Origin of the sequence: Noviherbaspirillum denitrificans (assembly GCF_002211445.1) — a bacterium.
GTDB classification, from domain to species: domain Bacteria; phylum Pseudomonadota; class Gammaproteobacteria; order Burkholderiales; family Burkholderiaceae_D; genus Noviherbaspirillum; species Noviherbaspirillum denitrificans.
The window spans coordinates 4,103,429-4,114,804 of record NZ_LSTO01000001.1; the positions used below are offsets into that span (position 1 = coordinate 4,103,429).

Annotated in this window: 18 protein-coding genes; 11 read left to right on the top strand and 7 right to left on the bottom strand. The window is 64.2% G+C overall.

Annotated elements, in window-relative coordinates; translation table 11 throughout:
- Window positions 1–30 precede the first annotated feature (30 nt).
- Entirely contained in the window at window positions 31–993 is a 963-nt protein-coding gene (locus AYR66_RS19860; RefSeq protein ID WP_088708935.1) for a LysR family transcriptional regulator, read from the bottom strand.
- A gap of 154 nt (window positions 994–1,147) precedes the next feature.
- Between AYR66_RS19860 and AYR66_RS19865 the strand changes: the two genes are divergently transcribed.
- The 4 genes from AYR66_RS19865 (at window position 1,148) to AYR66_RS19880 (ending at window position 2,899) form a co-directional block, all read left to right on the top strand.
- On the top strand, window positions 1,148–1,444 hold the full coding sequence (locus tag AYR66_RS19865; RefSeq protein ID WP_088708936.1) for a hypothetical protein: 297 nt from the start codon (window positions 1,148–1,150) through the stop codon (window positions 1,442–1,444).
- A gap of 32 nt (window positions 1,445–1,476) precedes the next feature.
- On the top strand, window positions 1,477–1,911 hold the full coding sequence (locus AYR66_RS19870) for a DUF2798 domain-containing protein (RefSeq protein ID WP_088708937.1): 435 nt from the start codon (window positions 1,477–1,479) through the stop codon (window positions 1,909–1,911).
- Window positions 1,912–2,081: 170 nt separating this feature from the next.
- Window positions 2,082–2,663, top strand: coding sequence for a DUF2242 domain-containing protein (locus AYR66_RS19875; protein ID WP_088708938.1), 582 nt, complete (start codon window positions 2,082–2,084; stop codon window positions 2,661–2,663).
- Between the two features lie 8 nt (window positions 2,664–2,671).
- Window positions 2,672–2,899 (top strand): DUF3820 family protein, encoded by a 228-nt coding sequence (locus AYR66_RS19880; protein ID WP_088709953.1) that lies wholly within the window; start codon window positions 2,672–2,674, stop codon window positions 2,897–2,899.
- On the opposite strand, the gene AYR66_RS19885 is transcribed toward AYR66_RS19880, so the two are convergent.
- Together AYR66_RS19885 and AYR66_RS19890 are read right to left on the bottom strand one after the other, a co-directional pair.
- Window positions 2,890–3,834, bottom strand: a complete 945-nt coding sequence (locus AYR66_RS19885; protein ID WP_088708939.1) for an MYG1 family protein — start codon at window positions 3,832–3,834, stop codon at window positions 2,890–2,892. The two genes, AYR66_RS19880 and AYR66_RS19885, sit on opposite strands and share 10 nt — an antisense overlap.
- Window positions 3,835–3,886: 52 nt before the next feature.
- Complete coding sequence (locus tag AYR66_RS19890) at window positions 3,887–4,474, bottom strand: SRPBCC family protein (protein ID WP_170942218.1); 588 nt, start codon at window positions 4,472–4,474, stop codon at window positions 3,887–3,889.
- Window positions 4,475–4,547: 73 nt separating this feature from the next.
- On the opposite strand from AYR66_RS19890, the gene AYR66_RS28995 reads away from it, so the two are divergent.
- Genes AYR66_RS28995 through AYR66_RS19900 form a run of 3 tightly spaced genes read left to right on the top strand, consistent with a single transcriptional unit; the run spans window position 4,548 to window position 5,402 of the window.
- Window positions 4,548–4,736: a hypothetical protein gene (locus AYR66_RS28995; RefSeq protein ID WP_170942219.1), complete on the top strand. Its 189-nt coding sequence runs from the start codon at window positions 4,548–4,550 to the stop codon at window positions 4,734–4,736.
- 9 nt (window positions 4,737–4,745) lie between these two features.
- Entirely contained in the window at window positions 4,746–5,153 is a 408-nt protein-coding gene (locus AYR66_RS19895) for a four-helix bundle copper-binding protein (protein WP_234814951.1), read from the top strand.
- Window positions 5,154–5,402 (top strand): hypothetical protein, encoded by a 249-nt coding sequence (locus tag AYR66_RS19900; RefSeq protein WP_088708941.1) that lies wholly within the window; start codon window positions 5,154–5,156, stop codon window positions 5,400–5,402.
- On the opposite strand, the gene AYR66_RS19905 is transcribed toward AYR66_RS19900, so the two are convergent.
- Entirely contained in the window at window positions 5,363–6,640 is a 1,278-nt protein-coding gene (locus tag AYR66_RS19905) for a cyclic di-GMP phosphodiesterase (protein WP_088708942.1), read from the bottom strand. The genes AYR66_RS19900 and AYR66_RS19905 overlap by 40 nt on opposite strands.
- Before the next feature lie 148 nt (window positions 6,641–6,788).
- On the opposite strand from AYR66_RS19905, the gene AYR66_RS29000 reads away from it, so the two are divergent.
- Entirely contained in the window at window positions 6,789–6,956 is a 168-nt protein-coding gene (locus AYR66_RS29000) for a hypothetical protein (protein ID WP_170942220.1), read from the top strand.
- Between the two features lie 35 nt (window positions 6,957–6,991).
- A complete protein-coding gene (locus AYR66_RS19910) occupies window positions 6,992–7,714 on the top strand; it encodes an SDR family oxidoreductase (protein ID WP_088708943.1) in 723 nt (240 codons plus the stop codon).
- On the opposite strand, the gene AYR66_RS19915 is transcribed toward AYR66_RS19910, so the two are convergent.
- The 3 genes from AYR66_RS19915 to AYR66_RS19925 all read right to left on the bottom strand — a co-directional run bounded on the left by AYR66_RS19915 (window position 7,711) and on the right by AYR66_RS19925 (window position 9,817).
- Window positions 7,711–8,151, bottom strand: coding sequence for a heme-copper oxidase family protein (locus tag AYR66_RS19915; protein WP_088708944.1), 441 nt, complete (start codon window positions 8,149–8,151; stop codon window positions 7,711–7,713). The two genes, AYR66_RS19910 and AYR66_RS19915, sit on opposite strands and share 4 nt — an antisense overlap.
- A gap of 88 nt (window positions 8,152–8,239) precedes the next feature.
- Window positions 8,240–9,115 (bottom strand): helix-turn-helix domain-containing protein, encoded by an 876-nt coding sequence (locus AYR66_RS19920; RefSeq protein ID WP_088708945.1) that lies wholly within the window; start codon window positions 9,113–9,115, stop codon window positions 8,240–8,242.
- 24 nt (window positions 9,116–9,139) lie between these two features.
- Complete coding sequence (locus tag AYR66_RS19925) at window positions 9,140–9,817, bottom strand: SOS response-associated peptidase (RefSeq protein ID WP_088708946.1); 678 nt, start codon at window positions 9,815–9,817, stop codon at window positions 9,140–9,142.
- A gap of 107 nt (window positions 9,818–9,924) precedes the next feature.
- Between AYR66_RS19925 and AYR66_RS19930 the strand changes: the two genes are divergently transcribed.
- Both AYR66_RS19930 and AYR66_RS29695 read left to right on the top strand, forming a co-directional pair.
- A complete protein-coding gene (locus tag AYR66_RS19930) occupies window positions 9,925–10,554 on the top strand; it encodes a lytic transglycosylase domain-containing protein (RefSeq protein ID WP_170942221.1) in 630 nt (209 codons plus the stop codon).
- A 92-nt stretch (window positions 10,555–10,646) separates the two neighbouring features.
- Window positions 10,647–11,376, top strand: a 730-nt coding sequence (locus tag AYR66_RS29695; protein ID WP_206047231.1) for a diguanylate cyclase, incomplete at its 3' end; no start/stop codon positions are given.

Below are 11,376 nucleotides of genomic sequence, written 5' to 3' on the forward strand. Positions count from 1 at the left end.
CACAAGAACCGGTTCACCGAAGAAATACACTCACCGAACAATCCCACCTTTAGCAAACGTCTCGCTCGTCGTCCCGCTCAAATGCCCGCGCAACCACTTATGCGCGGGACTGCGCGTATCCCGCTCATGCCAAAGCATATCCACATGCACATTCGGCAAATCGAACGGCAATTCCTTGGTGATCAGTGCGCCGGTGATACCGGTAGAGGCAATCAGGTGCCGCGGCAGCACGGTGATGAGGTCCGAGGTGGCGACGACGCGCCCGGCGGTGAAGAACTGGTTCACCGTCAGCAGGATGCGCCGCTCGCGCCCGATCTTGGCGAGCGCCTCGTCGACCAGGCCGTGCGCGCGGCCGGAGAAGCTCACCAGCAGGTGGTTGGCGTCGCAATAGCTGTCCACGGTGAGTTCTTCATGCGCCAGCGGGTGGTCCTTGCGCATCACGCACACATAACGCCCTGAATAAAGCTGCTCGTGGCGGATCGGCGAGACCGACACGCCCTGCCCGCCGGCGAGCTGGGCGGTGACGCCGGGGAAAAAGCCGACGGCGAGGTCGATGTCGCCGCGAAGCAACATCGGACGCGGTTCACGCGTGGTCAACGGCACCATGCGGATGGTCAGTTTCGGCGCTTCGCGTTCGATCGAGCGGACGAGAGCGGGCAACCAGAGTGCGGCAGTCGCATCGGCCATTGCCAATCGGAAAGTGTTATGTGCGTCTGCAATATCGAAGTTCTGTTCCGGCGTGATTGCTTCTTCCAGTGCAGACAGCGCCTGGCGCACCGCCGGCCACAGGTTTTCGGCGCGCGGCGTCGGCTTGACGCCATGTGCGGTGCGGATCAGGAGCTCATCGCCCAGCGAGTCGCGCAGGCGGCGCAAGGCATTCGAAACGGCCGGCTGGGTCATTGCGAGGCGGTTGGCGGCGCGGGTGAGGTTCTGTTCCGTCATGACCGCGTCAAATACCCGGAGCAGGTTCAAATCCAGTGTGAGAAAACTCATGGCATTGCCCTAATCCATTGATTAATAAAAAGAAAAATTTTTCCTGGTATTCACAGGAAGTATAGCTGATATGCAAAATGGAAATTGGTTCTATATCTTACCCGTGCATATACTGCGATGCAGCAAAACAGTAAAAATTGTATTGGAGTAAGCCATGTCCGTCCTGTCCCTCGCATTCCCCGCTGAAGCCATCGCCGCCAATGTGCTGACCGTTGCCCGCCCGCTGCTGGGCCTGGGCGTCCTCGCCGCCATGATGGTGGTGTTCAAGCCGCTGCTGGTTGGCCTGCTGCGCGCCGCCCTGCTGGTCGTCAAGCCGCGCAAGTCGCTGGAAGAGCGTTCCCAACGCCGCATGCTGCAAAGCGTGCTGATGCTCAACCGCATGGCCCGCGATTTCGACGGTGTCCAGCCTAGCCTGGCCAACGAACTGCGCGCCATCGCATCCCGTCAGTAAGCGTGAACTAATTCAGGGACCGAGAGCCAAACATGTCCACTGTCGCACATCCGAGCCTCGCAACGCGTTCGTATGCCAGCCGGCTTCCGGCCGACGGCGTATTCAGCAGCGTGGTGCTGCGCCTGCGCCGTTCGCGCAGCCTGGCATCGATGCTGCCGGCACTGCTGTTCAGCGGCCTGATGACGATGGTGGTGACGGCGGTGATGCACGTCACGGCGGACGGTTCCCTGAATCACTGGCTGGAAAGCTGGCTGACCGCCTGGCCGATCGCCTTCCCGGTCGCTTATCTGGCCGGACCCGTGGTGCTGAAGCTGTCGGCGGCGATTTCCGCACCGGCACGCATGCAGGCGCGCGAACCCGGCCTCGCATTTGGCGATATCGCCGATGCTTCGCGCCGCGTGACGCGCCGTAACGGCCGTGTAGTCTTGCGTGGACTGAAGCCCGCATACGACGTCAGCGCTGCGTAACAGTTGTCTCCTCCTCCCTCCTAAGGAAGGATTGGCCCCGCCGGTCGAGCCCGCGGGGCTTTTTTATGCCTGGCCTCAGAGGCGCATGCCACGCGCCCGAAATCGGTCAAAGGGGATGTTTCCGCGAGCGATACGCTCTAAGATACACACTCGTTCAGGAGGTGTCATACATGCAGGCCCCGCGTCCGCTCAATAAACTTGCCATGATTCTCGCCGCCGCCGGCCTTGCCGCGTGCACGACCACGGCGACCAACCAGAAAGTCACGATCCAGGAAGACTTCGCTTCCACGGATATCCATGCGCACAGTTTTCCGGGGACGGACAAGGCAACTTGTGAAGCAGCGCGCCGTGCGCTGCTGAGCCAGGGCTATGTGATCCACGAGGCGAATCCGTCGCTCGTGCGGGGCCGCAAGAATTTCCAGCCCGGCGCCGACGTCCATATGCAGATCGAATTCCACATCGTGTGCGCACCCGACAGCAAGGGCAGCAATAGCACGACCGCCTTCGTGACCGCGGTGCGCGACCGTTATTCGCTGAAGAAGTCCAGCACCTCCGCCAGTCTCGGCGTGCCGGCGCTGGGCTCCCTGTCGGTGCCGTTCGGGATGAGCGATGAATCCCTGGTGCGCGTCGCCAGCGAAACCATCGCCAACAAGCTGTTCTACGAGCGCTTCTTCGCGCTGGTCGAACGCTATTTCGATGACTCGTCGGTGCCGGAACCGGAGACGACAGCGAATCAACTGGGCGACCAGTGAACGGCCCGATCGATCCGGCGCTGCTGGAATTGCTGGTCACGCGCGAAATGCCCTTCGGTAAATACAAGGGCCGCCTGATCGCCGACCTGCCGGGGCATTACCTGAACTGGTTTGCGCGCGAAGGCTTCCCGCCCGGCGAAACCGGGCGCCTGATTGCGCTGATGCAGGAGATGGACCACAACGGCCTGCGCCCTCTGCTCGACCCTTTGCGGCACAAGCCGCGTGTCTATCGCTGAACGGCAGCGAGCGCCTGTCGCGCGAGCGCAAGCGCACCCTCGTAGGACAGCGCCACTGCAATGAACAGGTTGTTGTGGCAGAACACCGCGTCCGCAACGCCGGTCACCGCTGCCAGTTCCTCGCCCTGCAAGCCCGCCCATTCTTTCGGCAAGTCGGCACGCGCCTCAAAGGTGTCCGGATTGGCCGGCACCGTGTTCAGTGAATAGCGGCCGTCCGCAATGCCGTAGCCGATGACGAACAGCACCTTCGGCATCTCATTGCGCACCACGCCGGTCCACGGCAAGGCCCCGTTGTCGAGTACCAGCAGGCGGCCATCTTCCAGCACCGGCGCCTTGCGCACGCGCTCGAGCGCCAGCATGCTGCCGACGCGGTAGCGAACCTGGTTGACGAGCACGTCGGCAACGACTTCCATCGCGCGCCGGAATTGCTTGAGCCGCAGCGCATCCGCCGCTTCGACACCGCCGGCTTCCTGCTCGTCGAGCCAGGTCGGGTTGAAGCCCGACACCACCGCCGACAAGCCATAACCGCCGGGCGCGTTGCGCGCCGTGCCGGTGTCCGACATGTCGAGGTACTGCACCAGGTCGTTATCGATGGCCCAGGCAATCTGCTGGGCCTCTTCGGGTGCGAGCGTATGGCCGACGTGCTTCTGCGCCAGAAGCGTTACGCAGCGCGGACCGTGCGTGCGCCATACCAGTCCGGCGCTGGCATACCCCACGCCCGACAGGCGCGCGCCAGAGAAGTCTTTCTGGTGGTGGTCGAAGCGTCCCGCCTGCGGATCCCAGATGCCGCCGACATCGACCGCGAAGTCGGCCGCGCGGATGCGCTCCGGATCGCGCGTGCGGACCAGCGCGCAGCCCGGGAAAACAATGTCCAGCACGGTAACCGCCCAGACATCGTCGGCGTGGAATTTTCCGGAGTGGGTGGCAATGATCATGGACGCAGGAGAAATGGCGGGAAAGACGCCATTCTAATGCGCCGCGGGACGATTACCCCGGCGGATCGAAATCCAGCGGCATTTGCCCCACGCGCCGCGCCTGGTCCGACTGCTGGTCGAAGTTCTGTTCTTCGGCGATCGAATAGCGGCCGTCATCCTCGTCCTGCCCGGCCTGCGAAAGCGAGGCTGGCGACTGCGTGGCCTGCTGCTGCTGGACATCCGCATCGCGCTCTTCCATGAATTGCTTGAAGCGCGCGAGGTCGTCCTCGATCCGCATCGCCACCATCTGCTCGGGATTGCCGCTGCGCTCCGCCGGAACCAGCGCCGGGTCGCATTCCACCGTCATCGTCAGGCGCGCCTGGCTGTCGCCGACCGGCTGCAGTTCGACCTTGCCCGACTGCATCGGCCCGCCTTCATTGCGCCAGGCAATACAGCGGTCGGGGATTTGTTCGACGATTTCGGAGTCCCACTCCAGCGGCTGGTACGACATCTTTGCCGACCAGTGCAGGTGGGTGTTGTCGAGCTGGTGCACGGTCTCGACATCCTGCATGAAGCGCGGGTAATCCTCGAACTGCATGAGCTGTTGATAGACGACGTGTACCGGCACGCCGATATCGATCGATTGCTGGATCCTTGCCATGTTGAACCTCCATCTCTTTTCAACCTCAGAGCACAAGTTCCGTAACAAGTTGCGTGAACGAGGACAGTGAACCATGAGAGCAGACAACGCCCTTTCCCATCTGTACGACCGTGAGCGGTGCATTGCCGTGCTGCAGGACGGATCGAAGCGCGAAGTGTGGTGGAGCCGTGACGAATGGACCTTCTTTTATCCGGGATCGCAGGAGCCGCTGCGCTTCGAGCACATCAAGGAATGGCGGCCGGCATCGATCGATCCACATTAAGGAGTACATATGATGCAAACAATGACCTCACAGTCGATGCAGCAATGCATCGACGACTGCCTGCATTGTCACCGCACCTGCCTGCAGACGGCGATGAACCATTGCCTCGAGACAGGCGGTCCGCATACCGAGCCTGAACATTTCCGGCTGATGATGCATTGCGCCGACATCTGCCGGCTCGCCGCCGACTTCATGCTCGGCAGTTCGTCTGTGCACGGTCCGGTGTGCGCCGCCTGCGCCGAGGTGTGCCATGCCTGTGCGCAGAGTTGCGAACAGGTTGGCGGCATGGACGAATGCGTGCAGGCATGCCGTGCCTGCACCGAAAGCTGCCGCCAGATGGCGCAGGGACTGGATCTGGGCAACTTCACCGGGCAGGCGCGTACGACAAGTACGCTGCAGGACCGGCTGCCGATGTAAATGGTGGCCATGATGCATACGACACCAGGCCAGAACCCGCCGGAAGTCCCGGTCACGCTGCCGTCCGGGCCGGAGATACAGCCGGCATGGCAGCCCGAGCCGGAAGTGCCTTCGTTGCCGCCGGATACCTTCGATCCCGGCGCACCCACCGGACCTGAAGTGGTGCCGGATACGACGCCGGCCGAAGTGCCCGACCCCGGGGAAGCCCGTCAGGATTTCCCGGGTGCTTTTTCGGGCAGGTCGAAGTAGTAGTTCATGCGCCGCCGGGGCGCGAGGTATTCGAGCGTGGCGCGCGGCAGCTGTGCCGGGCGCAGGCATTCCGCGATCTGCAGTTCGGGCTCGGATTCGAGGTCGAGCACGACGGCTTCGCTGCTGGGCACCTCGGGATCGTGGATCAGGACGCTGGGGCGCAGCGGCTTGCTGGAATTGACCGCAACCACCAGGCCGTGCGTGCCGTCCGACAGCTTGACCACGGTGCCCGGCGGATAGACGCCGAGGCAGCGGATGAAGATGCCCAGCGGGCCGGCATCGAGCTGGTTGCGCTTCTGCGCATACATGTGCGACAGCGCCGCATAGGGGGTCAGCGAGTCGGCCGGATTGATGCGGTTACAGAGATTGTCGTAGATGTTGACGATGGCGACGATGCGCGCCAGCGGGGAGATCTGGTCGCCCTTCAGGTGGCTCGGGTAGCCCGTGCCGTCCACGCATTCATGGTGCTGCAGGATGATTTCGGTGGCCTTCTTCGACAGCCCGAGCTTTTGCGCGACGGGCAGGCCGTATACGCAATGTTGCTCGATCAGGTTCTGCTCGGCGCGCGTCAGGCCGCTGCCCTTCATCAGCACGCGGTCCGGAATGTCGAGCTTGCCGATGTCATGGAACAGGCAGCCGAAGCCGAGCTCCTTCACTTCTTCGCGGTCCAGCTTCATCTGCTTGGCGACCATCATCGCCAGCACCGAGACGTTGAGCGAGTGGAAGTACAAGTCCTCGCCGCCGTACTTGTCCTTCATCAGGTGGATCGCGATGTCGCGGTCGGTCAGCATGGAATCGACCATCTCCTCCACCAGCTCGTTCGCACGCTGATAGGCTTCCTGCGGCTGCGAGAAGAGATTGCTGTTGATGGTCTTGAGCGTGCCCGCGGTCTTGAGGAACTTGCGCTCGCACTCGACGACCGACGCACGCAACTGGTTGATGCGCTCGAGGCGTTCGCGCTTGGCCTTCGCCATCGCGCTTTCAACGGGCGCCGCCGTTTCCGTTTGTGGCGCGGGCGTTTCAGGCGCTGCGGGCGGAGGCACCACGTCGCTGCGCGCAGGATCGATGCGAACCTTCTTCAAACCCAGCTGCCTGAGCTTGGCCAGCTGTTCCTCGCTCTTGATCTTGAAGCTGTTGCGCGCGAAATCATGGTCCAGCCAATGCATGTCGAGGATGACGAACATCCCGACTTGCAACTGGTCGATGACGACAGGATAGGTTTTTGTCTCGGCATTCATGGAAGCGCGCTGCCCATTGCAGATTGGACATTCTAACAGCCGGCCTCCAGGAAATGACCAGTGGCATGCGATGGAAATTTTGCCAATTTTTGCCCGGGCGTTTGTGCGCCCTCAATCCTGCACGCATTCAGCTTCGTAAGCTGATCCGATGGAACAGCCCAAGCAAGCCAAGGAACGTGTGCGCCAGTACATGGAGCGCCGCCAGACCGAACGCCGGCAGAACGCGCGCTCGCCCTTGCACGAGCCCGAACAGATCCGGCACGAGATCGGCTGGGACATGGTGGAGCGCCGGCAGCAGGACCGGCGCGGCAAGTAGCATAATGGCCGCTTCGACATCCTTCTCCCGATACCATGAAAGCCATTGTCACCGGACACTCCCGCGGCCTCGGCGCCGCCGTCGCCGCCGAACTGCTCGGACGCGATATCCCCGTGCTCGGCCTGTCGAGGAAGACGAACCCGGAACTCGCGCAGCGCTTCCCCGCATTGCTGCGACAGGCGGAGCTTGACCTCGCTGACAGCACGGCGCTGACGCAATGGATCGCCGACGGCGAGCTCGCGGCCTTCCAGGATGGCGGGCCGGTCCTGCTGGTCAATAACGCGGGCGTGGTGCAGCCTGTCGGCCCGCTGAATGCGCAAGCCGTGGATGAAGTTGCGCGTGCCGTCGCGCTCAACGTCGCGGCGCCGCTGATGCTATCGGCGGCGCTCTGCGCGACGAGGCAGGCGGGCGAAGTTCGCATCCTGCACGTCTCCAGCGGCGCCGCGCGCAATGCCTATCCGGGCTGGAGCATCTACTGCGCGACCAAGGCGGCGCTCGATCATCATGCGCGCGCCGTGGTCCTCGACAAGCTGCCCGGCGTGCGCATCTGCAGCCTCGCGCCGGGTGTGATCGATACCGACATGCAGGCGGCGATCCGTTCGACGTCATTGGAGAACTTCCCTTTGCGCGAACGCTTTGAAGCGATGAAGCGCGAAGGCAGCCTTGCCAGTCCCGCCGATTGCGCGCGCAGGCTGGCGGACTACCTGCTGGGTGCGCGCTTCGGCGAATCGCCGGTGGCCGACCTGCGCGATTTCTAGGCCGCCTGCATCCGCGTCGGCATCGCTGCTGCGGGGGCAGCCTTCACGTTCACCACCATATTCAGCGCGAACACCAGCACGCCGGCGGCGGTCGTCATTTCACCGGCAATCAGGACCGGCACCACCGCAGTATTCCCGGTCAGCACCAGCGCCAGCGCGCCCATCATCACCGGCACGCCAAGATTGTGCAGCAGGAAATGCGCCTTGCCGAGGCGGCTGTGCGCGGCACGCGGGAAAAACAGGTAGAACAGGCCGGCCAGCGCACCGGTGGTCCAGCCCAGCAGGTTGAGGTGGGCGTGCACCGGGCGCATCGCGAACTGTTGCGTGGCGCCCATCACGATGCCGAGCGCGATACCGGCGATCAGGTAGACGATCGCAATGCGGAACCAGGCGAGGCCGAGCGGGGACGGGGCAATGTCGACAGTGGAATGTTGCATGATGTTCTCCTTCGATGGCAGGCGGCGGGATTGCCGTTGATGCGTATCGTAGGGAACGCGGGCGAGGCGGTATTGAAGAAATCCGACATTACACGCCGAGCGCGCGGTTGAAAAAATCCGATGCATGCAGCGTCGGCCGCATCAGCTGCTCGGCCAGTTCGCGGTCCGGCGGCAGGAAGCGCGCGGGCGTGGTGCCGGTCATGCTGCGGAATTCCCGCACCATGTGCGCCTGGTCGCTGAATCCTGTCTCGGCGGCAATCTCGGCCCAGCTTAGTCCCGAATGGAAATGCGCGGCCAACCGCTGCAGCCGCACCACGCGCGCCACCGCCTTGGGGGTCATGCCGACCCAGGCGAGGAAGCGCCGCTCCAGCTGCCGCTCGCTCATGCCGAGCTGCGCCGCCAGTTCGCTGGTGCGCGTCATGCCGCCGGTCGACGCGATCTCGCGGAAGGCCCAGGCGACCAGCACATCGCTATCCTTTGCATCTAAGCGTTCGAGCAGCCAGCGCCGCACGAGGACGACACGTGCCGGGGCGTCCGGCGCTTCCGCGAGCTGCTGTTCGATGCGTTCCGCCGCCGCGTGGCCGACGACGTCACGCAAATCGGTATGGCGGGCGGCGAGCGACTGCATGTCCGAGCGGAACAAGCGGGCCGCGCCCCAGGGAGTCAGCTTGACCACCACGCTGCCCAGCACGCCGGTGCCGTGCAGCTGTACCGCGCTGTCGTGCGCGCCGGTGATGTGGCTACCGAGGATTTGCGTCTTGCCTGCGAGCGCGACACGCAATGGCGCGCCGTACTGGAAGGCGAGGGAAACCGTCACTTCCGGCAGCAGGTGTACGTCGGGCATCGCCAGCACCGCGGCGCCGGCGGCCCGCACGTCCCACAGCCCGTAGGCGAGCTGTTCCAGCCCGGGACCGGGCGGGAATTCCTCATTGACGTATTCGCTCAGGAAAGCGGCGGCATCCATGTCGCCATTGTAGCGGCGCGCCGCTCAAAAACCGGGAAGGCTGTCTTGTGCGCGCTTGCGCGCGATCATCGGCGCCGCGTGCGCGGCCAGCCGTTCGGCCGGGTAGCGCGCGAAGAAATGGCCGGCCTCCTCCAGCGGGCAATGCAGCCAGTCGTCGACCTGCCCTTCGTCGAGCAGCACCAGCATGCGCTTCTCGTCGTCCGGCTTGTGGAAACGCTGCATCAGCGGATGGCCGTCGGCATTGATGGTGAGCATGGTGAAGGACAGCAGCGGCAGGCCGTTCGGGCCGTCCTGCTTGACGTCCCACAGGCCGGCGATGGCCAGCGGCGTGCCGTCGGCATCCACGATTTCCCAGCGCTCGGCCTTGCCCGTTTCGTAGGACGGCTCGTAGAAGGTGCTGGCCGGGATCACGCAGAACTGGCGGCGCTTCCAGGCGTTGCGGAAGCTCGGCTTGGTGGCCACCGTCTCGGTGCGCGCATTGTAGGTCTGGCGCGCGAGCTTGGTGTCTGCCCAGTGCGGGACCAGGCCGAACATGCCGAGGGCAGCGGCGCGGTCGCCGTGCACGGCGTCGGCGCGCGGCAGCCGGATCAGTGGCGCCATGGAACCGGGGAAGGCCTCCGCCGCGTAAGCGGAATCGGGTGCCGCGACGCCGAAGCGCTGTTGCAATTCATCACGGGTGGAAGGACGGTAATTGGCGCACATAGGCGCATTTTAGTGCGCGTTCGAGTCGGTTGCAGGCGAACCGCATAACGATGCTTGCCGGAAACCTGGCTGCGGCGTATCGTGGCCGGATCAGGGAGAACGCAAGAATGAGCCCCACCCGTATCCGCCTCGCCGCGATCGCCTGCCTGCTGGCAGCCGGCGCCGTGCAGGCGGACGACACCAAGATCTACAAGTCCTACGATGCCGCCGGCCGGCCGGTCTTTTCCGATCGCCCGCTCAACCGCAGCTCGCAGGTCTATGCGATGTTCGACGGCACCCACCTGTGGCCACGTTCCGGCACCGGTCCGGTGTCGCTGCCGCAGCTGTCCGCACGCCGCAAGGCGATCGAGCCTATCGTCCAGCGCGTCGCGCAATCGCACGGCATCCAGGCCGCGCTGCTCAAGGCCATCATCGAAGTCGAATCCGGCTTCAATGCCAATGCCCTCTCGCCGAAAGGCGCGGTCGGCCTGATGCAGGTGATGCCCGCCACCGCCGCGCGCTACGGCAGCTTCAACCTCTATTCCCCCGAGCAGAATGTCGACGTCGGTGCGCGCTACCTGCGCGACCTGCTGGCCATGTTCGACGGTAACGTGCGGCTCGCCGTCGCCGCCTACAACGCCGGCGAAAACGCGGTCATCCGCCACGGCCGGCGCGTGCCGCCCTACCAGGAAACGATCAAGTACGTTCCCATGGTGCTGGAGCGCTACGACCGCTTCCGCACGGCCTCCACCTACTGATTTCCCTCGGTCCGCGCGTGTATATTTTTGCGCGCAAGGCATGCTAGGATGCGAAAAATTATCAAAATTGCATCGCATGGGGGAGGCGTCGCATGAAAGTACTCATCACCGACAACGATCGCGCGTCCGCAAGCTTCATCCGCAACGCCCTGCACGACTGGGGCCACGAGACCGCGCTGGCCGGTGACATGGCAGGCATATGGGAGGTACTGCACCGGGATGACGATCCGCTCATCGCGATCATCGATTGCAGCCTGCCGGGACTGGATGGGCTGGACCTGTTCCGCAACATCCGCGCGACCATCAAGCGGCGCAGTGTCTACCTGATCCTGCTCAGCACCCATGTCGACCCGGCCTACCTCACCGAGGCGCTCGAAGCCGGCGCCAACAACTACATCACGCGCAGCACCGGCCATGCCGACCTGCGCATCTGCATCGAAACCGGCCGCCGCCTGCTGGAGCTGGAAGAAGCGCTGGCGGCCCGTTCCACGCGCGATACCCTCACCGGTCTCTACAACCGCGACACCGTGGTGGACCACCTGAAGAAGGAAATGCTGCGCTGCCAGCGCGAGCGCGCACCGCTGTCGATCGTGTTCACCGACCTCGACCGCCTGCAGCAGATCAACGACCGCAGTGGCCATCTCGTGGGCGACGCCGTGCTGCAGGAAGTGTCGCGCCGCCTCGGCAGCGCGCTGCGCTTCTACGACCACCTCGGCCGCTACGGCGGCGACGAGCTGCTGACGATCCTCCCCAAGTGCAATACCGCCGGCGCCCTGGAAGTGGCCGAGCGCGCGCGCATGGCGGTGGCTGCCTATCCGATCC